This window comes from Bradyrhizobium sp. sGM-13 (assembly GCF_018398875.1).
Taxonomy (GTDB): domain Bacteria; phylum Pseudomonadota; class Alphaproteobacteria; order Rhizobiales; family Xanthobacteraceae; genus Bradyrhizobium.
In genome coordinates this window covers 1-20,515 of record NZ_JAGWDK010000060.1, presented here as the reverse complement: position 1 = coordinate 20,515, position 20,515 = coordinate 1, and the positions used below count along the sequence as shown (strand labels likewise).

16 protein-coding genes and 2 pseudogenes are annotated in these 20,515 nt (G+C 58.3%); 6 read left to right on the top strand and 12 right to left on the bottom strand.

Going from position 1 to position 20,515, the window contains the following annotated elements; translation table 11 throughout:
* Nucleotides 1–1,446: 1,446 nt before the first annotated feature.
* The 4 genes from KJQ96_RS36025 to KJQ96_RS40855 are packed head-to-tail and all read right to left on the bottom strand — an operon-like array spanning nucleotide 1,447 to nucleotide 4,575.
* Nucleotides 1,447–2,436, bottom strand: coding sequence for a tyrosine-type recombinase/integrase (locus KJQ96_RS36025; RefSeq protein ID WP_213290882.1), 990 nt, complete (start codon nucleotides 2,434–2,436; stop codon nucleotides 1,447–1,449).
* Entirely contained in the window at nucleotides 2,433–3,356 is a 924-nt protein-coding gene (locus tag KJQ96_RS36020) for a tyrosine-type recombinase/integrase (RefSeq protein ID WP_213290881.1), read from the bottom strand. Before KJQ96_RS36020 ends, KJQ96_RS36025 begins: the two co-directional genes overlap by 4 nt.
* Entirely contained in the window at nucleotides 3,353–4,162 is an 810-nt protein-coding gene (locus KJQ96_RS36015) for a site-specific integrase (RefSeq protein ID WP_249734946.1), read from the bottom strand. The genes KJQ96_RS36020 and KJQ96_RS36015 overlap by 4 nt, the downstream gene beginning before the upstream one ends.
* Entirely contained in the window at nucleotides 4,162–4,575 is a 414-nt protein-coding gene (locus KJQ96_RS40855) for a hypothetical protein (RefSeq protein WP_249734945.1), read from the bottom strand. Before KJQ96_RS40855 ends, KJQ96_RS36015 begins: the two co-directional genes overlap by 1 nt.
* Before the next feature lie 174 nt (nucleotides 4,576–4,749).
* Between KJQ96_RS40855 and KJQ96_RS40850 the strand changes: the two are divergent.
* Nucleotides 4,750–5,367 (top strand): annotated as a pseudogene (locus KJQ96_RS40850) (SOS response-associated peptidase family protein).
* Nucleotides 5,368–5,946: 579 nt separating this feature from the next.
* On the opposite strand, the gene KJQ96_RS36005 reads toward KJQ96_RS40850, so the two are convergent.
* The 4 genes from KJQ96_RS36005 to KJQ96_RS35990 form a co-directional block, all read right to left on the bottom strand.
* The gene (locus tag KJQ96_RS36005; protein WP_108522621.1) at nucleotides 5,947–6,246 is read right to left on the bottom strand and encodes a phasin; all 300 of its coding nucleotides are present in this window, start codon (nucleotides 6,244–6,246) and stop codon (nucleotides 5,947–5,949) included.
* A 1,069-nt stretch (nucleotides 6,247–7,315) separates the two neighbouring features.
* On the bottom strand, nucleotides 7,316–7,642 hold the full coding sequence (locus tag KJQ96_RS36000; protein ID WP_082656127.1) for a PilZ domain-containing protein: 327 nt from the start codon (nucleotides 7,640–7,642) through the stop codon (nucleotides 7,316–7,318).
* A 1,382-nt stretch (nucleotides 7,643–9,024) separates the two neighbouring features.
* Nucleotides 9,025–9,294, bottom strand: coding sequence for a DUF3551 domain-containing protein (locus tag KJQ96_RS35995; protein WP_082656128.1), 270 nt, complete (start codon nucleotides 9,292–9,294; stop codon nucleotides 9,025–9,027).
* A 275-nt stretch (nucleotides 9,295–9,569) separates the two neighbouring features.
* Nucleotides 9,570–9,815 carry a DUF6894 family protein gene (locus KJQ96_RS35990; protein WP_057900968.1) on the bottom strand — a complete coding sequence of 82 codons (246 nt, stop codon included), beginning with the start codon at nucleotides 9,813–9,815 and terminating at the stop codon, nucleotides 9,570–9,572.
* A 527-nt stretch (nucleotides 9,816–10,342) separates the two neighbouring features.
* Between KJQ96_RS35990 and KJQ96_RS35985 the strand changes: the two genes are divergently transcribed.
* A complete protein-coding gene (locus KJQ96_RS35985) occupies nucleotides 10,343–10,867 on the top strand; it encodes a MarR family winged helix-turn-helix transcriptional regulator (protein ID WP_213290885.1) in 525 nt (174 codons plus the stop codon).
* Here the strand turns inward: KJQ96_RS35985 and KJQ96_RS35980 are convergent.
* Nucleotides 10,864–11,622: an IS5 family transposase gene (locus KJQ96_RS35980; RefSeq protein WP_256441728.1), complete on the bottom strand. Its 759-nt coding sequence runs from the start codon at nucleotides 11,620–11,622 to the stop codon at nucleotides 10,864–10,866. The two genes, KJQ96_RS35985 and KJQ96_RS35980, sit on opposite strands and share 4 nt — an antisense overlap.
* A gap of 475 nt (nucleotides 11,623–12,097) precedes the next feature.
* Between KJQ96_RS35980 and KJQ96_RS35975 the strand changes: the two are divergent.
* Nucleotides 12,098–13,334 (top strand): annotated as a pseudogene (locus tag KJQ96_RS35975) (diaminopropionate ammonia-lyase).
* Between the two features lie 256 nt (nucleotides 13,335–13,590).
* Here KJQ96_RS35975 and KJQ96_RS35970 read toward each other — a convergent pair.
* From KJQ96_RS35970 to KJQ96_RS35960, 3 genes are all read right to left on the bottom strand, one after another.
* Nucleotides 13,591–14,190, bottom strand: coding sequence for a GNAT family N-acetyltransferase (locus tag KJQ96_RS35970; protein ID WP_249734943.1), 600 nt, complete (start codon nucleotides 14,188–14,190; stop codon nucleotides 13,591–13,593).
* Nucleotides 14,191–15,150: 960 nt separating this feature from the next.
* The gene (locus KJQ96_RS35965) at nucleotides 15,151–16,131 is read right to left on the bottom strand and encodes an ABC transporter permease (RefSeq protein ID WP_375293249.1); all 981 of its coding nucleotides are present in this window, start codon (nucleotides 16,129–16,131) and stop codon (nucleotides 15,151–15,153) included.
* Between the two features lie 1,360 nt (nucleotides 16,132–17,491).
* Nucleotides 17,492–18,265 carry a polysaccharide deacetylase family protein gene (locus tag KJQ96_RS35960; protein WP_244608730.1) on the bottom strand — a complete coding sequence of 258 codons (774 nt, stop codon included), beginning with the start codon at nucleotides 18,263–18,265 and terminating at the stop codon, nucleotides 17,492–17,494.
* Nucleotides 18,266–18,970: 705 nt separating this feature from the next.
* On the opposite strand from KJQ96_RS35960, the gene KJQ96_RS35955 reads away from it, so the two are divergent.
* The 3 genes from KJQ96_RS35955 to KJQ96_RS35945 all read left to right on the top strand — a co-directional run.
* Nucleotides 18,971–19,213: a hypothetical protein gene (locus KJQ96_RS35955; RefSeq protein ID WP_190242234.1), complete on the top strand. Its 243-nt coding sequence runs from the start codon at nucleotides 18,971–18,973 to the stop codon at nucleotides 19,211–19,213.
* 125 nt (nucleotides 19,214–19,338) lie between these two features.
* Nucleotides 19,339–20,199 carry a tyrosine-type recombinase/integrase gene (locus KJQ96_RS35950; protein ID WP_213290880.1) on the top strand — a complete coding sequence of 287 codons (861 nt, stop codon included), beginning with the start codon at nucleotides 19,339–19,341 and terminating at the stop codon, nucleotides 20,197–20,199.
* A gap of 22 nt (nucleotides 20,200–20,221) precedes the next feature.
* Nucleotides 20,222–20,515: transposase zinc-binding domain-containing protein (locus KJQ96_RS35945; protein WP_213290879.1), on the top strand; the 294-nt coding region annotated here is incomplete at its 3' end.

Sequence of the window (20,515 nt, the reverse complement as noted above, 5' to 3'; positions counted from 1 at the left end):
ATCACGACGCTTGTTCTTCGTCGAGAAAAATCCGATTACTCGGACAGGCTCCTAGGCCGCGCGCAGCACCTGGCGGATAAAGGTTTTCGGCCATGGCGCACGCGTATTCCGACGACGGAATGGTCGGTGAAGCCGTCGGGTGCTTTTTGCAGAACGCCGCCGTGATGCGAGCCAGGCGCTCTCGCGCAAGCCAGGCTTCGTCGCCTCGCTGTTAGCCGCTGCGGCAACCCAGCCATCGGCGATTTCACTGACGCCAAGGTGATCCGGAAGTTCGCCGAAGTGCCGGACGATCTGAGCGCGCTGTGAATTGGTTCGCGCGGACAGCATTGTCAATATTTTTGGTCTGCGCTAAGGGAATCAACGAAGGATGGAACTCCTGACATACGATGCCGCCGGATTTGCCCAGCCCAGCAAGACAGGTCGGCGGTAGGTCTCCTGAGACTCAGGAGGTGGGCCGCCGATTCATGTGGGAGATCAGATCGATCAATACGCATATGCCGGCGCAGGGATCGATCCGATTGCGATTGATTGTGTACGCTGACCACAATCCGAAATAGTTGTCCTAAAAGGGAAGTATTTGCGGGATCAGGCAAGGTCATGTTGGGGAAACGCTCGGACGGCATGGGCAGCGGGATGACGCCAACGGTTCGCCGCGACAAGTGCGCGCCCGCGCAATGATGCGGGCCGTTGCCGAAGGCCTCGTGAGGATTGGGCTCGCGCAGCCCGTGGTAGTTCTCGCCATCTACGAGCACGGGCGGTACACCGAAGAGGTTTAGGCGACCGCCGTTGGTTGCGAGAGGCTCCTTCACGGCACTAGGTAAGGCAACCTGAGACGTGTATTTTCAGCAACTCGATAGGTCGCAGGCTTCCAATACCCTCAACGATTTTTCTAAAACACAGTTAGAAAACTCACTACTGCCAACGCAGTCATCGATCGCTTTGTTAGTTTGATTTGTCACACAGCCTGAGTAATTGTGGCCCTTGTCTTCCCCGAATTTCTGCCGAAATTTAGCGAGGCAGGATTTGCTCGCTCTTCCAGTCTGCGCGATCCACTTGTCACGAGCGATAGGCTCCGCCTGCACAAGCAGCGTCGACCCAAGCAGCATCGCGATGACCAAAGCATATCGCATGTTCTTATCTCCGCCGGTTAAATCGGACGATACATGAAAACGCTGGACGGCACTCTACATAGGCGCGTCCTAGACTGCTCCGGACCGCAGAGCGCCCATACCCGCGTAGTTTCTCGCGCTGGTGGCCAGAGTCCGTTGTGGGTCAATCGCTTCGGTCTGACGCACCATCCCGAAATCATAACCCTGCTTCAGCCTGTTAGCCGGGCGACCTAGACTGATGATGTGCAATCTCTACTATGCCGACTTCTGGATTATGCCGACCATTGGCTCAAAACGGGCTCTGGCGGCGGCGATCGCTGCGTTGGAGTCGGCATAATCACAGTGCCTCCAAAAATGCGAGAAGCTTGTCGTTCGGTCGAAAACGACCGGGAGTGGCTACCGTTGGAGCTGTCGCGGCCAGTGCGCGTTCCTTGATTCCCATATCAGCGTGTAGGTAGATGTGGGTGGTTTCGACCTGCTCATGGCCGAGCCAAAGTGCGATCACCGAGGTTTCAATTCCTGCCCGCAGCAGTCGCATCGCGGCGCTATGACGCAACACATGCATGCTGATGGTTTTCTGTCCCAACGACGGACAGGCGCGGGTGGCGATCTGAACGTATTTGGCGAGCCGATGTTCGACGGCGTCACGGCTGAGTGACGTCCCCGACTGGGTGACGAAAAGTGGCTCCGTCGGCTGACCCGCGCGCTCGGCGAGCCAAACACGCAGGAGGGCGACCATACCCGAGGTAATCGGTGTGATCCGCAACTTCCGTCCTTTCCCCGTGCAACTGACATGGGCGCCAGTGCCGAGATGAACATCGCTGATGCGAAGGCCGATCAATTCTGACGCACGCAGGCCCGTTTGGGCCGCGAGCGTAAGCAAGGTATGGTCGCGCCGCCCGGTCCAGGTCGAGCGGTCGGGTGCGCGGAAAAGCGCATCGAGTTCCGGTTCGATCAGGAAAGTGACGAGCCTCCGGTCGAAACGCTTGCGTGGAATGGCAAGCACGCGTTCGATTATGGCGGCATGCTCGGGATGTCGAAGCGCTGCGTACCGGAACAGCGAACGGACGGCGGCAAGTCGAGCGTTGCGAGTACGCGCACTATTCTCCCGCTGCTTCTCAAGATGGTCGAGGAAGGCGCCGATGAGCGGCGCATCAAGATCGTCGATGTCTAGCTTCGAAGGTTCGACGTCTTTCCTCGCAGACGCGAAGACCAGCAGCAGTCGCAGCGTGTCCCGGTAGGCCGCAAGTGTATGGGGACTAGCTTGGCGCTGGCGGATGAGGCGTTCCGTGAAGAACGCTTGCAGGGTTGGGGCAAGCGCGGTCATGCGGCACCTCCGAGGTGCCGCTCCAAACGATCACCAACCAGCGTCAGCAACTCCGGCGCAGCTGAGAGATACCAGTATGTGCTGACAGGATCGACGTGGCCGAGGTAGGTCGACAGCAACGCGATCCGGTTCCCCGGCTCCCTGCCATCTCGATATCCGTCAAGGATGGTATTGACGGCAAATCCATGCCGCAGGTCATGCAGCCTCGGACGGCATGAGGCAGAGCGCGGCTTGAGGCCGGCGACATCCACAATTTGACGAAAGACGGGCTGGACGCCCATGTAGCGGAACCTGGTGCCAACCGTAGTGACCAGCAGTGCCGGCGTATTCGACGAGTTTTTCGGACGGTCGTCTCGACGCAGATAATCAACCAGTGCAGCCACGGTGCTCGGATGCAGCGGCAATTGGCGAGACTTGCCGAACTTTGCGTTCCGAATGGTGAGTAGTCCAATGACGGAGTCAAAATCGTCGCGGTCGAGGCCGATCGCTTCCCCAACCCGCATTCCGGTCACTGCAAGCAAAGCGATCAATGTTCGAAATGTCGCCACTCGGTGCGGTGTCCGCAGCGTCCCGGCTGCGGCGATGAGGGCCGCGATATCCGACTCCGAATATAGGTAGGGGGTGGCTCGGCCTTTTTGCTGCACCAGCAAGTGTGTCGGGGGCACCTCGGTCGCGGGGTCGATCCCGCGCAGGTGTTTAGCGAAGCGGCGAACAACGGAAAGCCGGGCAAACGCCCAGGTTCGACCGCGCTTAGGGAGTGTCGCCCAAGCGAGCGCCGCCTCGGTTGTCAGATGATCTTCGCCGCGATCCTCGACGAAGGTGAGAAACTGACTGAGGAGCTTCTCGGCTCGATAGAGCTTAAAGCCGAGGGCGCGGCGAACCACAAAGTAGTCTGCGAGAGCCTTGCGGAGAGCGTTCATGCGACGACACCCGGCCAGGGGCGAGCGATCGACCGCAGAGCATCGCGATCGACCTTGGCATAGATCGATGTCGTAATGGCGTTGCGGTGGCGCAGGAGTTGTCCGATCTCGGGCAGCGATGCACCGCCGCGTAGCATCAGAGTCGCAGCGGTGTGACGCAGCCTGTGAGCATGGATCCGTTCAAAGCCGCACCGTTCGCCAGCGTGGCGAACAATCTGCGTTACCGCGCCAGTGGTGAGAGCGTGATGCGGAGCTGTGATCCGTGCAAACACCATTCGGCCTTGCGCGCTTGCGGGACGGCCGTGATGCAAGTAAGCCGCGATTGCTTCGCCGACGTCTGCAGGTAATGGCAGTCGTTCGGAGTGATTGCCTTTGCTGTGGGCAATCACGATCTCGCCGCCTCGCCAATCGATGTGCTCAAGTTGCAGTTTGGCGACTTCGCCTGCCCGCAAGCCCAGGCGAACAAGCATGGTCAGGACCGCGAAGTCACGACAGCCACTTCGGGTGCTGGTGTCGCAGGACGCCAGAAGCCGCTGCACTTGGTCAGCGGCCAATCCCTTCGGCAATCCGGTTAATCGCCGACCGGGAACGGTCGGTACCGCAGACACCAGTGACCGATCGATAGCGCCGTCGACGTAAAGAAAACCGAGTAGTGATCGAAGGGCCGACACCGTCAGCCCGGCCGTCCCTGGGCTCAGGCGAGGGCAGTTTGTCACCACAAAAGAAATGACGTCAGCCGCCGTCAGGCTTCGAAGGTCTAGAGTAAGGCCGTCCGGCAAGACCTTGGTTTGAAGGAAGGGGCGCATCAGTTCAATATACCGGGACGCTGACACATTCCTGATGCCACGTTCAAGTAGCAAGTAACCTCGGTATCGCGCCAGGGCCGCTTCAAGCACTCCGCTGACCGGAGGCGACGAAGCCGCGGTGCGATCCCAAGACCGCGCAGGTAACCGAGGATCGGCTGCATCGCTCTGATAGAGCGAAGAGTTTTGTCACCCGCTTCATGACGGCTGAGCTGAAACTGCTCTACTTCCTTTGCTCGTAGTTCCCCTACATCGAGCCCCTTGCTCACAAGCCAATTGCTCAGGCGGTTTAGCAGCAATAACTGAATGCGGGCCTGCTGTTGGCTATAGCCTTGTCTTGTCATGTGGTCGGCAAACCCGATCGCGAATGCCGAAAGCGGACCCGAAACCCTAACTCGTGACAGATCAATCAACATGAAAGCCTCCCTTCAATTGGCAAGAGGGAGACTACACGCCCGTGAGATCAATCGGATTATGCCGACTCCGACGCCGCGATCACCGCAGCCAGAGACAGTTCTGGGCCAATGGTCGGCATAATCCAGAGGTCGGCATAGTAGAGGTTATGCCGACGTCGGCATAATCTCTATTCGATCACAACAACAAATCAGGAAGCGATCATCCGGCTGTTCCGCGTGATCAATCGCTACGTTGGAAACCTCGCCCCAATGCCGGGGGTCTTCCCCGACTATCCGCAGCACCGACAACGGCACTGAGCTAACGATGATGCGCTGGGGTATGCGGCCGCCACCGAGGATTGCCGTCCCTCCGGTCACGAACATCCGGAACACCTCGCCGCCGCACTGGCGCGGCTGGCTGAAGCCGGACAGCCGCTGCTTGGTGCCCGTGAACAGCTTTGCCGAATACTCCCAGAGCCCAACCCCGAGACCAAGAAAGAGGACGTCGTCTGGTTTACCCTGAATGATGGCCGCCCGCTATTCGCATTTGCTGGCATCTGGACCGAGTTCATAGGCCCTCACCTCGTCTACGGTTTCCTGACGACATCGGCGAACGCAGTCGCGGAGCCGATACTCCCAAAGGCTATGCCGGTGATCTCGACTGCGGGCGAACACCGCGACGTGCGGATGCGCGCGCCGTGGGGTGACGGGAAGGCGCTACAAAGACCGCTGTCGAATGGACTTATGATCGTAAAGCGGGGTGCGGATAAGGAAGACGCTGTTCGGGCCCTATTACAACGGCCAGATTTCTAAGCCTCTACCAACAAGCGTAACTTTGCATCGTATCGAACGCTTTGCTCGCCAACGAGGGCCATTGCATCCGCCTTGGCACTGGCATCATTCTAGGTCCCAAGGAATCCGATGTATTGGACCCGGGCCGCCATCGGTCGCTCGGTCGGGGTATGTTCTTGACTAGTCATTTTACCCTGCCGCCTTCCAGCGGAACACTCATAGCTCCCCATGTAGAACGCAAAGGCGTCGCCGCCGTGTATCTGGCCATCGCGCAGTATCAGGACGCCGCCGACTTCAGCGGCTGTGCCGTCGTGTGCTGTAGCGCTCAACGAATAGAGTCCATTCTTAATCATTACCTTTTCTTGCGCCGCTTCAGCTTTGCTTTGATGGCGGTCCAGTCAATGTAGTCATAGTCGCCGGACCACGAATAGACCTCGACACCGCACACCTGGCATCTGAACGTGCCAACGTCCTGCAACACCTGACGATATTGCGTTGCTTTGTAACCTGCGTTGCAGTTCGCGCAACAAAATACGACGATGATCTTCGCGCCGGTAGCTATCCGGCTATTCTCACGTTTGATTGATGGTCTTGCTGGCACTAGTCAACCGAGCCCGAAACGACACGAATAAGTTCAGTCGTGATGTCGATTTGCGACCGGCAAAACGCGAACTGTAATGCCGTAGCTTCCGAACGATCTATGGCGCGCGCAACCTTTCGGGCGTAATCCATCCGAACGGCAACAATTCGCTCTAGCAGGGCGAGCGATTGCGCAGAGGTCGGCGCGCCCAATTTACTCACTGCATCGAAGAACAGCGCCAGCGCGCTTTCGGCATTATCAATTCCGATTGCGCCGAGTTCGCGTAGTGGTGCGGGCACCTCTATCTTGGTTTCCATCATCGGTGGTGCCAATCAATTGGCGTGAACCGAAGCCTCCGTCTTTCCATTTCTTCGCGAAGCTCGTCCGCGTAGGCGCGGACCCCATCACCAGCAAAGCGGTAGCGGCTTCCAGCATCTAAGACGACTTGCTCACGGACGTTCTCGTAAAACGCCAATAGGCGTTCGTCCTTCATTTGGGAATAGTTCATGGATCGCCTAAAATGTTGCCGAAAATGACATTTTAAGCCGCGCTTCGGCATTGTGCCAAGGGATATTTCGTTTTATGCAAAGATAAGCGCATCAAGCGCGGCGCAAAGAGGACAGCGGCGAAAAAATTCACGGCGTCCGCCGCGAAAGTAGCATGCTACGATTCTTCGCGGTGGTTGGGCGTCGGGAACGCGAAATGAACCTTCCGACTCATCGAGAGCGACAGGTCATGCAACGCCTCCGTGGCGGTGCCTGGATCAAGGCTTTCACCCTAGCGAACTCACCCAAGACAATCCAAAACTTGCTTGCGAAAGGCTGGATCGAGAGCCGCGGTACCGCAGGTGAATTAGCCTACCGCCTGACTGATAAGGGCCTGGAAGCAAAAAGGGCGCCGGTGCAAATCTGCCCGAAGAAGGCCTCAGCTACCCTCTGAGAGCCTTCAGCCAAGAGTGCCCCGGCGGGAAAAGATAGCCGTTTACGACCTTGAGACCAGTACTCGTCAGATCGCCAACGGAGGTCTCAGCCGCCGCGATGATCTGTTCGGCAATAAATTTTCGAATGGACTCATGGTCCCGGTCCGGCGGAAGCTTCCGACAAGCATATTCAAGCGCCGCCGTCATGTTAGCGAGAGTGGTTTGGTCGAATTTCAAGCAGTGAGTTCATAGGTCTCGCCGTCGTTGACAATAAACCATACCGCATGCGCGTAAAGATACGCTTCCCCGACGCGAACCTATCCCGGCCAGATCGTCCCAGTGAACCGTTATGTCGAGTGGGTGTTCAATTCTAAGCGCAAAGATACCCACTGGGAGAAACGGAAGCTGAAGAGAGCCGCCATTCGGGAAACCAGTTTCACCAATCAATCGCCAAGCCTGCCAAAGTAGCGCTAGTCTGAGGCTGAGGTTGGATACATCGCCCGGAGTGTCGGGCGTGTGCGAATAGTCCGGCTTGTCACAAATTGTACGCCGACTTCCTGGCCGTTTAACCGGACCAACTCGCACCGCCGGAAGGCCAATCCTGTCTTTGAAAGCAATAGGAAAAACTGACGTGATCTCAGGACATCTGTCGATCCATCTATTCGAAGACACGCGCCCGTCTCAGAAACATCAACGAGTACGCAATCACGCCGCCAGGTGCCATCAGCGCCCAAGAGAGTGGCTCGGTACTCATGTTCAAATTGAATGCGCTTCGCTTTTCGCTTATCTCGGTTCATACATTCACGCCGTTCAGTAGCACCTTCAAGAGCGATCTAGAAAGCCGAGACACGAATTACTCCTCCGGGTGGCGCCTCGCTTCCGCCTCCTCCCGACAGGCAGTTGGTAATCAGTCAGGATGCTATCCCGTCAGCTCGCTATTAGCCGCGATACGCCAGAGACACAGGCCATCCTCTATTTCAAAGCGCGCGTCCACGCGGCGCGAAACTCGATCAAGGCATCGGCTTTAAATGAAAGCAAAAGCGAGCAGGCTCGAGCAGAGCAGCGCAAGGCCTGCCGCGGTCAGTGCCAGCAGGCTGCCGGAGACAAGATCATGATTGCGCATGAAACATCCTCGAGTGCAGCGCAAGGAGAGCGCCACTTGCTGCCTTCGTTCGACGTTCAATACATAAAACATTACTCGAATTCACTGCACTATTCCTGCTGCTGCTACGAAAGAACGCATTTTTCCAGCGTGTTCATCTGGACAGCCGTGTCGCGGGCAGCGGCAAATGCGTCCATTATAGGCGGGCCCTCCCTGGGAGTAATCGAAACCGATGATGACGCTGACCGATCTGGAGCTGGAATTCATGAACCGACTCGCGTCCGCGCCCTGGACCAGCACGCCGTTTTTCGACCACGGCTGATCGAACTGGAGCTCGTCAAGGCGGAGCCGCTCGCCTCGGACGAGATTGAGTATCGGGTCACCGAGGCCGGAAGGCGGCCGTCCGCGACGGTCGGCGATCGTTCCGAGGCTTCTCACCGCCACATCGTGGGCGCCTCGCTGAGCGCCCCTTGCGGCCGACCCGCTTCAGGCTGTCGGCCGTGGTCCCGCCCCGCCTTGCCGCTTCAAGGATTTTCGCGGCCACCTGCGTTCGGGTGCCGGTTTCGTACCGCGACACGCCTTGACAGGCATCGTCGAGGACCGCGCAGTAGCGCGGTGGTCTGGGCGTCGAACATCGGAGATTGCCCCTCAGTCGTCCAGACCGAGGATAACTAACGCCGCGTGTTCCAGGATTCACGAAGGTTAAAGCGCGCCAGAAAATTTCAAGGGCTACCGGTCGGCACCGCTCGCCGCTGCTATTGCCCCGCCCGGCGCAGAGCGGTCTCCAGCTTCTCCTTCTGCTTCTCCCAACGGGTCTCTTCGGCTTGTGCCGCTTTTCGAGTGTGGCGCGCTGGGCTTCGATTTCGGCGACCCCTCCTGTCGTGCTCCCGCCTGCCCTGCTCGATGCCGCTTGGGCCCTTGCGACTGCCTGCTGGCGGCGCTCATGACTTTGCTCGACCGAGCTACACCATCACGGGGGACACGACCTTTCTCACTGGCCGCCCCGTCGCGTTCTCGATTAACTCGCGCTGTGATCTCATCACACCGCTACTTGCTGCGATATTGCTTCACTACCGCTCAGTATCGGTCCCGATAGGCGCCGCGCCGCTGGCGCGCAAACGCGTACTGGGGATTGATCCCGCAATAGGCGTTAGTACCGCTCGCCGTGGCCATGCATTGGGCGTAGCTGGAGAATTGGCAATTGCCGGGATAGCCCCATATGCGCCCTTGCAAGCAGTAGCTATCCGGCCCGGCAGGCGCGGGCGAAAAATCATAGGTCTGAGCCCGGGCTTGCCATGCTGCCAAAGCCATACCCACGGTCAGAATTGTCAAAGCCAAAGTGCGCATTGGATCCTCCTCGAAGTCGGCACAACGCTAGTGCGCTTAGGCAGCAGGCAATATTGATCCAAGTCAATTCACGTTCTCGATCACAAATACGCAGGTGGTAGTCCGGAATAGGTTAGAATAGCAGGATCGCGATGCTCAGCATGACGGCAGACAAGATACCAATCCTCATCGTGCCGACCTTAAAAGGAAGATCTGCTCCCTGATAAATCTGCAATAAGGATCTTCGCGACCGGCAATACTGTCAGGATGATGATGAGACCGCCAACTGAAGCGCCCTACTTCTTTAGGGACCTCGGCAGAACGGTTGCGAACGGTATGCTGGCGAGCGGTCGCCCAGCTTCATCCGCGATGACCAAAACCTCTGGAACGTCTGGCATACCGCTCTTGATCGCTTCGGCTAAAAGCTCGCGTGTGGCTAGTACAGCCTCATTCTCAGCCGCAGATAAATCTGGTAGCTCTGTTCCTTCCTCATCGAGCGTTATTTCGTTGCCGGCACTTAGGTGAAAGTAGAAGCGTCCCAAGGCGAACTCCGATTGAACAGAAACCTATTTGGTGAGTGGGTTTTCGCAGAGGCCTACCACGCTGGGCATGAAGCACCGAGCACCGCCAATTGGACCACACGCCAAAAAGTTGGCTTGGCTCGCTATGGACGGAGAATTACCATTCCACGGAACGTTGACGTTCCGGACCGCACTATTTCGCTCTCGAGCCGCACGGCGTCATTGTCTTTGCCGGCTCCAACAGTCGGGCTCGTGCAACAGGGTTACGTTCGATCCTGTACAGTAACGACATGTCGATATTGATAAATGCAACGTGTCCTGCGTTGACGCTTAAATTCCGCGTTCGAGCGCCTCTTTCGACGGATTTCACCACACCAATTGTCCGATAATTGCGGAAGTATTTAGGTCTGCGAGGCCGGTGCAAGCGCTTTCCGGAAGACATCTTCGAAGAGTGCCCCCGGATCTTGCGGCAGACGATCAGCCGGCCGAGCGGGGTGCGCAGCTCGTCGCTAAGGGAAGCAAACTCAAGGATGGAACTCCAGACATCGATGCTGCCGGATTTGCCCAGCCCAACAAGACAGGTCGGCAGGAGTCCCCCTGAGATTCAGGAGGTGATCCGGCGATTCGTGTGGGAAATCAGATCCATCAATTTGTGTCTGGAGGGACTTCGCCAATTCCAGGCCAATGTACTTGGCATCACCGGTCCACAATGGATGATCTTGATGGCTTTAGCTGACTTGGACAGAGAAAACGGTGTTCCGGTCAACGTGGTGTCCAAATTGATGCACGTTGACCCTTCGTTCGTTACGACCCAATCAAAGCTGCTGGAGAAAAAAGGCTTCCTGCGGCGCAAGCCCTCCACTAGCGATGCCAGGGTCGTGCAGATGTCGCTGACGGACAAGACTTACAAGCATCTCGCGAGCGTCGCCGCACAACAGGAAGCGCTCGATGAATTTGTTTTTGGTGATTCCGGTGTTCACGAATTGACTGAGCTGGCTAACAGGCTCACTGCACTCAGGCATCGCCTAGAGAAAGCTCGCTTGAAAGTCGCTCTAGGTGGTGTGGACATTTAGCGGAGCCATAGGACGATGGCGGCGAGAGTAACGACGGCCCGATAGTTTCGGGCGGTCTTTTCGAAGCGGGTTGCGACGCGGCGGAACTGCTTGAGTTTTGAGAAGCAGCATTCCACGAGATGGCGCTGGGCATAGAGATGCTTGTCGAGCGGGTATTTGAGCGCACGTGAAGGGTTATTGGGGATGACGGCGATCGCGCCCTTGGCGGCGATGGCTTGGCGCAAGTGATCGGCGTCATAGGCTGTATCGGCCATGACGACCTCGGCGGGTAGTCCCTCGATCAATGCGGCGGCTTGCGGTGCATCGCCCTTCTGACCTGCGGTAAGCATGAACCGCACGGGACATCCCAAGCCGCGAACGGCCAGATGTATCTTGGTGCTCAGGCCCCCGCGCGAGCGGCCGATCGCTTGATCTTCCGCTTGATCTTCAGACCCCCTTTTTTGGCGCCGGCGGCGTGCTGATGCGCCCGAACGATAGTGGAATCGACGATCAGATATTCGAAGTCCGGATCGTCGGACATCGCCTCGAAGATCCGCCACTTTGATGCTCCATCGACTGAAGCGTCGGAACACGCTGTTCCAATCTCCAAACGCCTCTGGAAGATCACGCCAGGGAGAGCCGGTGCGCACGATCCAAAGCACGCCCTCCACGAACATCCGGTTGTCGCGGCCGGTCGAACCCTTCTGGTCAGGTCGGCCGATGATCAGCGGCGCCATCCGCTCCCACGCCGCGTCGCTCAAAACCAACCGATCCATCACACCCAAGACTGCCTCCCCAAAAGCAGTCTTGAATCTGATTTGCCCCTAAATGGGAATCCTTAGAGTCCACACCACCTCTAGAGTTCTGAAGACCAAAAACGCACAATCGTCTTGAATTGACGCCCTGACTTGATCATGTCTGATCGAATTCCAACCTTCAATGTTTTCTTGAAGCGGCACGGGCGAAGGTGGTTGTGGTCGGTCTACACGATCGAAGGCGCGCTGGTCATGACGGGTTCAGGAAGCAACCGATCCGCTGCCAGCCATGAAGCCAATAGGGCACTTTTTCTATTGCTGCTGAGCGCGCCGTATCATTTGCGACTTTCGGGTCGAGCGATCCAAGCTAATCAAGGGGCCCACCCTCGGGTATGAGCGAATTTTGCATAAAACGATGTCGGAATGCAGCACTTTTTATCATCGCGAATGAAAGATTCCATACAGAGCGCTACCGACGAGGCAAGAGAGCCGAAGCATGTTTCTCCTCAACCAGCACACCGACCACCGCGCTCCCCACGATGCCTCGGACGCCGACACGTTGGGCGTGGAAGCCGCTCGCGAGGTCGAGCGGTCTCTCAAGCATCGCGATGGCCACAAAGGAAACCCCTCTCATTTCTTTGCCGGGCCTTGCCCGCGAGATTGGAGTGGGTTCGATCCATCTAAAGGACGAAGGCCATCGTCTGGGCGTTGGTAGTTTCAAAGCCTTGGGCGGTTCCTATGCTGTGATCCGTCTGGTGCTCGAGGAAGCAACTCGGCAGCTCGGTCGCGATGTTGACGTGTCCGAGCTGCACACACCTGAAGTGGAGACCGTGGCAAGAGGTATGACGGTCTCTTGCGCCACGGATGGCAACCATGGCAGATCAGTTGCTCAAGGTGCCCAGCTCGTTGGTGCAAAATGCGCCATCTTCGTTCATTCAGGCGTAAGCAACGAGCGCATCGCCGCCATCGCCCGCTTTGGCGCGCAGATGGTCCGCGTCGACGGCAACTAAGACGATTCCGTCGTCCAGGCATCCCAAGTTGCGGCTCAAGAAGGTTGGATCATGGTGTCTGACACGTCCTGGCCTGGCTACGAGCGCATCCCGCGCTTCGCAATGCAGGGATATACCGCACTTCTGAGCGAAGCACTACGCCAGTTGTCGGAGCCGCCGACGCACGTCTTCATCCAGGCAGGCGTCGGTGGGATCGCCGCAGCCGTTGCTGGACATCTATCAGTTCTGTTGGGCGACGACCGCCCGTTCTTCACCGTGGTCGATCCCTCGCGGGCAGCATGCCTCTTCGAAAGCGCGCGGGCCGGGCATCCTGTCAAGGTAGATCATGGGCAATCGACCGTGACGGCGATGCTCGAATGCTACGAGCCTTCGCTCGTCGCTTGGCGCATCCTTTCACGCGCCGCGGACGCCTTTATGACTGTCGACGACGAGGACGCAATCAGCGTGATGAAGCTTCTGGCAAATCCGAAGGATGGCGATCCCGCTGTCGTTGCAGGCGAAAGTGGTGGTGTTGGCCTCGCAGCCTTACTGAAGGCTGCTTCTGACCCGACCTTGCGTGGCAGGATTGGTCTTGGACCCAATGCACGGGTCTTTCTGATCAACACCGAGGGCGCGACCGATCCTCTCCTGTACGAACAGCTCGTCGGTGCGACGCCAGCGCAAGTGACCGCGAAGAATATTAAACCGGTCAAGAACAGGTCAACGGATGGGGCGAACCCGTGAGCCTTTCGTAAGCCGTCCCGTCCGCACGCCCTGGGAGACTGGCCAGCGTTCGGCGCTTACAGAACGCTCATCGCCACGCAGAGGCCGGCGCCCTGCGCGGCGCGGGCTTCATGTCCCTTCGAGCAGGGCACGCGGGACCGGCTTACACAGAATGAGGGGGTTTTGAGTTGTGCCGGTGCTCTCCGACTTGTCGGCCGGGCTCAAAGCCGGCATCACAAACTTCATCGCTGTCAATGGGGCGCCGGCAAATCGACGCTCACGCAAATCTCGCAGAAGATGAATCCGGGACACGGCCCAGTGCGCGTTGCCGCCGAGGATCTAACCGCGATCGCCCGGCAGCATTACGTTTCGCACGTTGACTAGCTAAGCCGTGTAACGGCAACTTGAGGCGTGGGCCGATCTCTGCGAAGCCGGCCTTCAAGTACAATGCTGAATTGGGGCTACGGCTCCACATCGGTTGCCTCGGCGCCCCCACTTCAAGCTGGCCCCAGCCTTTTACCGTCCCCAGGCCCACCGCAGCCTCAATGAGACGCATCGCGACCCCAGACGATCGCTGATCCGGCACCACGTAGAGTTCGGTGATAATGCCGTAGGTTCCACGCGCAAAAAGGGCGGCGCTTTCAGACAACATAATGAGGCCGACCGGGCGTGCCTCCGTGAAAGCCAGAAACCCATAGACGCGCTCTTTCATGGCCAGCAGGTCGACAACAAGCTGGGTATCTAGTCCGTCCTGCATTTGTCCGCCCTCAAGTTCGCCAAGTAGCGCAGCAACCATGTGCGTCACCGTTGTGGCGTCATCGATAGACACTTCACGCGTGGTCAACATGTCATATCCTCTTCCAAGTTCAACCAACATACGACCTTGTCCAGCGGCGGCATCGGGACAGGAAGCTGCCGCAGCAGCCGATTCGAAACAGATATGCCGCACGGTTGACGGTCAGATGACGCCTTGGTTCACGCTGAGGTGATAGCGTCTTCGTGTCGCTCCTAGCTAAAAATATCTCAGAAAATCGAAAGATAACTTGTCGAACATCGTCATTTCGCACGGAGCGCTTTCTTCTTCTTTGGACCTGCGTGTCGCCCCACATCGGGGGCATCGTGTTCATGCTCGGAAGTTGCAGGAGCGGGCCTGACCGCTTGCGAACAGGCTCACGGATTTGGATCTACTCTCCCCTCATGGAACGGTTCGAGCAGCAGGCCGACCAGCGATTCGCCTGGATCCAGTCCCGTGCAATCACATTCAACGGCCCCATTGCGATGGCTGCGCGCGTCGCGGAAGGAACGCTCATCGGCCCGCGGTGATAATCGAATTACTCACCTTGTCGAAGATGTTGTTGGGCATCAGGAGCGTCCGTGACTGGCATCATTGCCTGTGATCAATGTTCTCAGAGAATTGTCGAACGTGCGAGTCCAAGACACACTGTTTTTGGTTGTGTTTAGATAATCAGCTTTTCTAATCTCTCATCGGACGTGCCATTTGTTGCCGCGCGATGAAGAACATCGCGGACGCCCGACGAACGCGTGCAACCTGGTCGTTGAGCTCGCGATTGAGGCTAGCTTCTCTCGTGTTCTTCCACAATGTCCCGTCCCGATGAGCCCGGTTCACGCCGGCTATCGCATTGCCGTTAAATGCTTTCGGAAAGCATCGTCAGGCCGTCGTGCGAGATCGTCTCTATCGTTCACTCGGATCACTTTACCATCTGTTTGTTGGAGGACTCTTCTAGTGCTTGCGGACACGCGTTACAGCGTGAGACGGTCGCGCCATTTCAGCATAATCGCTTAGGTCATCGCTCAAGCGGTGGGCTTCTGCCATTCCCTAATCAGGAAGTGTCCAGCGCTTCGCTCGATATGGAGTGGCAAGCTCATTGAGATAACGTGCAAGTGTGGACAATGAGAGTAGCCGGTTCCACCAATACGCCCGCGCCGGTCGCGCCGGGCGGCCCTGCGTACCGGAAAGGTCGAGCTCGAAAATGGCGAGCACAGCTGCGGCAACGGCCAAGAGGATAACGGCCGAGGCTGCAATGCTTGCGACATTGAAAGAGGTCTCGACCTGACTCGCGATGAACGTTGACAGCATTGTGTCACGCAGTCCGCCGAGGGCCGCGAGTGTGATATAGCAGCCGAGGCAGAGCACGAAGACTAGCAACGAGCCGCTGCGCACGCCGGGCAGGCCGAGCGGGAAGAATACCCGCCAGAATGCGGCAAGTGGGCGAGCCCCCATGCTGCGGGCTGCTGACATCAGCGCCTTGTCGATGCCGAGCATGACGCTGACCAGAGGCAGAATCATCACTTGGAGCATGATATGCACCATCCCCACGTAGACGGCCAACCGGTTGTAAATCAGCGGCAGCGGGCTGGAGATTAGCCCGAATTCGAGCAGCATGTTGTTCACCATACCGCCGCCGGCATCACGATCCACGCGTATGTGCGCAACCAGCAGGCTCGTCAGATAGGGGATGGCAACGAACACCAGGACCGCCGTGCGCACGCTCTTCGAAGCGGCGGTGATCAGATAAGCTGTGGGGTAGCCGACGATGAAGCAGATGGCAGTGGCCACCACGCTTACCTCAATCGTCTGCAAGAACACGCGGACATTCGCCGCTTGGCCGAAAAATGCCTGATAGGCGATCGAGAAAGTCGGCGCATTCAGGCTGTTCAGAAACAGCAAAACGATCGGTATGCCAAGTACGCGTATCCGCCAGTATCGGCGAACTATGGGAGACGGCCTTCGTGCATGGACCTTCACCCCGAGATCTTCATCATCCCGGACACCTGACTGCGTGCCCTTGTCAGGCACGCATAAAACCTACCTCGCGAGACACCGAGCGATTCGCACAACCACCCCGCCCGCCAAATCCCCGGTGCTTCGCAACAAAAACGAACTTCATGTCGACTCGTTCGCGAAGCAGGCCGCGGCTTTTTTAGGATATCCCGCTCGGCATTCAGCTTGGCTGACGTCGCGCTTGAGGTGCGCGATTCCAACTGCTGCGGCCTCATCTGACCGTAACCGGGGAAGCCGTCAATGAAACGGACGCTAACGACCGAATCTAAACGTCATAATGCGCAAGAAGTTGGTTTCATTTATATGATGTTGGTCATGCTAGTGGTGAGAATCTAACATATCGCCCCCGAACCCGCTGTCAGCCAAGGTGCATGCGCCTTTTCGGGCGACCGAAGCGTCTGATTTTCACCACTAGATCCCCGCTGGAGCGGGCTGCCGCCCCTTGCTCCTCGGCAAGTCCAAGCGGTTTGATGACGCCGATCAACGACGGATGTGCACGCCAGCGGGCGTGTCGTTGCTCACTTTCCTATCGTCGCAGCCCACCGCCGCTCCGATAGCCGCTGCGACTACCACCAGCAGGATAGTGACGAAGAAATCCACGACCCAGCGAAGGCGACTGTGGCTCACGAGAAACCCCACGAGCTTAAGCAGTTGTCGAGCGAGAGCATACCAAGCTGCGGGAACAGGATTACTCTGTTGTGGGACACGGCATAGCCGGAATCCTGCAGCATTCGCCAAAATGCAAAGTTTTATGACTGACTTGAAATTTGGAGATCGCGGCACTATTGGAGCCAATACTGAATATCTGCGAAGGCTCTCGGCGGTTAAGGCGGAAATGAGGCGACGTTAGATCGACGTGGTGATGGTCACGAGTCCCGCCAACATCGCTTTTGCGCGATCCGCAACATCTCCAACACTGGCCGCCTCCTGATATGGATGCAATGTGGGCTGAGGCGCTCAGTAGCGGAATCCGAAAATGATCCGTCGAGAGCTATCAACGCTCACTCGACCTCCGCACTGACCAGCACATTGGCCGCGCATCCCTTCTTGGCGGTTGCGCTACCGCCCCCGCCTTCTGTGCATAGCCCCAGGATGCTTACGCGAGCGGATCGGTTCCGCTTGGCGGTTTAGCTGCGGACACGCGTTACAACGTTGGATTGTCGCGCCAGTTCAGCAGAAGATCACTTAGATCATCGCTCAAACGGTGGGCTTCTGCCATTGAAGTGACCTACTACGTCACATTATATCTTCCTTGACGGAGCCTGCCCGAAACGGCTCAGCCGCGATTCCCCCTCTGTCATTGCACCGCCTAGCACGAGCGAAGGCTTGATCAATTGGGATCACCCATTCTCTGCGCCGCCGTGACATCTCGCCATCAATGCGTATCGGCATTCCTTTGCGGTATCGCCGTCGGAACGATGTGAACGACGTGATAGTCGTTGTCGTGCAGGTACCGTAGGAAGGCGGGCATCATAGCGGCGGTATGTGCCTTGGCGTCGTGAAACAGAATGATGCCCTTGCCCTCGGCATCCAGCCGGCTGGTGATGAGCTTCAGCTCCTGGTCCGCGGTCATCTCCTCCCAGTCGCTGGCCCAGAGGTCCGCTCCGAACACGACGATGCCCCGAGACTGGAGCAGCTTGAGCGTCTTAGGCGTCGAGTCGAAATAGGGGAAGCGGAAGAACGGCGTCGAGGGCGCCATTGTCGATACGCCATGGAGCGCCATTTCGTCGGCCGCAATCCCGCGGTCGATGTCCTCTTTCGCCTTCTCGAAGCTGATCTTCGACGCCATCGAATGCGACCATGTGTGGTGCGCGATGGTGTGGCCTTGCGCGGCCGCGCGCCGCACGAGCTCGGGAAATTGGGCCGACGACTTGCCGACCACAAAGAACGTGGCTCGGACGCACTCCTGCGCGAGCGCCGCCAGCACTTTTTCCGTGTACGGCGGCCGGGGCCCGTCGTCGAACGTCAGCACAACCTCGCGATCGGCCAAAGGGAGCGTCTGGGGAAAGCTCTTCAGTCCAACCCGCGGATAAGTCTTGGCATCAACGGCGAGCACGCGCGAGGTCCCGAGCGCGTCCTTACGCGGACAGTCGGCCGCGTCCGCAGCCGTGACGCCGGCAAGCACCGCCGTCGCGACGCTCACGAACAGCAAGGTGCATCCGTGCAGACATCTGCCATCGAGGTCGTCCCCGGACGGGGGTCTGGTTGCGGCTTTGAACAAGATAGTCCTGCCGTTTTAGCTGGAGTTACATCAACTTGCTGATGGTTTCAGCCGCTTCGTTTCCATTCCGGACTAGCTGACCCACGCAGTGGACTAGCGCTCCGATCGGACTACTTCGCTCCCGAGCCCATCAGATTGTCCTGCAGCCAGATCATTTGCTACTTCGTCGAATTGGAATGGGTTTAACCGCGCCAATGTAGTTTGTCGGTCTCCACAAACAGTCGGCTCGCGCAATGGTTACGTTCGCCCCTGCACAGTAGCCATATGGCGATATTGATTAATGCAATGTCCCGGCACCGACGCTTGAATTCCGCGCTCTGATGCAGTTTCTCGACGGATTCCATCGATTGTCGGCATGTGCCGAAGGCGCTCTTACAGCGACTGATCGGCAATGCAGTTACCTTCATGTAAGCGATCGCGAAGCCGCCAATGCTGCAGGACGCCTACTGGATGCTGATGCTCAACGTTCTTCACCGCAGCAAGACCATCGGGATTCACAATTCCATATGATGATCTCGATCGGCTCGTCGTCGTCCGATGCAGCCGCTAAGCGAAGGCAAATACGAGCAGGCTCGAGCAGAGCAGCGCGAGGCCGGCCGCGGTCAGTGCTAGGAAGCTACTGGAGACTAGGTCATGATTGCCCATGAAATACCCTCGGAGAGCAGCAATCGCTGCGTTGCGCCGTTCTACCGGTCAACACATAAACTATTATTCGAAATCGACGCACTATTCCTGCTGCTATTAGGCAGGAATGCATTTTTTCAGTGTGATTACGGCTCGCTCCGCCGTCTTGCCGCGGAGACAAAGAAATCGCGCATGAAAGCTCTAGGATTGAGAGACTTGGCGATTACCGCGTTTGCAGCGCTAACGGACTAGGTGGTGTGGACTCTAAGGATTGAACGAAGCCGCTACCGCGGCGTGAACGGCGAGGTGGCGTAGAGCGCCTCCTGCCTGAGAGGATGTGGGTGTTGCAGCCCACCCCCTCAGACAGGAGTATCGAGATGGCCGATTTGAGCCCTCTTCGCCGCCGCATGATCGAGGACATGACCGTCCGCAATCTGTCGCCGGCGACGCAGCGATCCTACATCAGCGCGGTTTCGAAGTTCAGCCGCTATTTCGGCAAATCGCCGGATCGGTTGGAACTGGAAGACGTTCGCGCCTTTCAAGTGCATCTGGTCTCGACCGGCATATCATGGCCGGCGCTGAACCAAATCGTCTGTGCGCTGCGGTTTTTCTACGGCGTTACTCTCGGCGAGGCGCTGATCCCGGAACGCATTCCCTATGCGCGAGAACCGCGCAAGCTGCCGGTCGTGCTCAGCGCCGACGAAGTTGTCCAGTTCCTCGAAGCAGTGTCCAGCCTGAAGAGCCGCGCCGCGCTCACCACCGCCTATGCGGCCGGACTGAGGGCCTCCGAGGTCGCGGGACTGCGGATCGAAGACATCGACAGTGCTCGCGGTGTCATCCAGGTGCGCCACGGCAAGGGGGCGAAGGATCGCAACGTGATGCTGTCGCCCCAACTACTCGGCATCCTGCGCACCTACTGGCGGCTCGCCCGGCCGCGGCTTTATCTGTTCCCGGGTCGCGACGAAGACCATCCAATCGATCAGACCGTGTTGCACGCCGCCTGCCGGTCGGCGGTGAAGGCTGCGGGCCTGACCAAGCGCGTCACGCTGCACACGCTGCGCCACAGCTTCGCGACACATCTTCTGGAGAACGGAACCGACATCCGGATCATCCAGGTTCTGCTCGGGCACAATAACCTGTCGTCGACGGCGCGCTACACGCAGGTCGCCACCCATACGATCCGGGCGACGCAGAGCCCGCTCGACCGTCTGTCGCTGGAGGTGACGCCACCGGGATGACGACGCGTCCGGGATGCGGGTGATGGCCCGCCCCGACGTCCGTCCGCACAGACCCGCCATCGAGATTGCCGATATCTTGCGCCGGCATGGCGACGCCTATCGCCGTTTGCATGCCGGTCATCTCGGTCGGATCGAGCGGCGCGTGATGAGTGCGATCGTTGCGTGCCGAACCGAGGCGCTCGGCGGTCACATGGAGGCTTGCGACGACTGCGGCATGACACGCATCGCTTATAATTCCTGCCGGAATCGGCATTGTCCGAAGTGTCAGGGGCGAGCCCGAGCCGCGTGGCTTGCCGCGCGAGAAGCCGACCTGCTG

What these genes read in the sequence shown, in the direction of transcription:
- KJQ96_RS35995 (WP_082656128.1), bottom strand. Translation starts at nt 9,294, where the DNA reads ATGCGCACTTTGGCTTTGACAATTCTGACCGTGGGTATGGCTTTGGCA.
- KJQ96_RS35985 (WP_213290885.1), top strand. Translation starts at nt 10,343, where the DNA reads ATGCTGCCGGATTTGCCCAGCCCAACAAGACAGGTCGGCAGGAGTCCC.
- KJQ96_RS35950 (WP_213290880.1), top strand. Translation starts at nt 19,339, where the DNA reads ATGGCCGATTTGAGCCCTCTTCGCCGCCGCATGATCGAGGACATGACC.
- KJQ96_RS35980 (WP_256441728.1), bottom strand. Translation starts at nt 11,622, where the DNA reads ATGGATCGGTTGGTTTTGAGCGACGCGGCGTGGGAGCGGATGGCGCCG.
- KJQ96_RS40855 (WP_249734945.1), bottom strand. Translation starts at nt 4,575, where the DNA reads ATGTTGATTGATCTGTCACGAGTTAGGGTTTCGGGTCCGCTTTCGGCA.
- KJQ96_RS36000 (WP_082656127.1), bottom strand. Translation starts at nt 7,642, where the DNA reads ATGAACCGAGATAAGCGAAAAGCGAAGCGCATTCAATTTGAACATGAG.
- KJQ96_RS36025 (WP_213290882.1), bottom strand. Translation starts at nt 2,436, where the DNA reads ATGACCGCGCTTGCCCCAACCCTGCAAGCGTTCTTCACGGAACGCCTC.
- KJQ96_RS35955 (WP_190242234.1), top strand. Translation starts at nt 18,971, where the DNA reads ATGATTGCCCATGAAATACCCTCGGAGAGCAGCAATCGCTGCGTTGCG.
- KJQ96_RS36005 (WP_108522621.1), bottom strand. Translation starts at nt 6,246, where the DNA reads ATGATGGAAACCAAGATAGAGGTGCCCGCACCACTACGCGAACTCGGC.
- KJQ96_RS35970 (WP_249734943.1), bottom strand. Translation starts at nt 14,190, where the DNA reads ATGTTGGTTGAACTTGGAAGAGGATATGACATGTTGACCACGCGTGAA.
- KJQ96_RS36020 (WP_213290881.1), bottom strand. Translation starts at nt 3,356, where the DNA reads ATGAACGCTCTCCGCAAGGCTCTCGCAGACTACTTTGTGGTTCGCCGC.
- KJQ96_RS36015 (WP_249734946.1), bottom strand. Translation starts at nt 4,162, where the DNA reads ATGCGCCCCTTCCTTCAAACCAAGGTCTTGCCGGACGGCCTTACTCTA.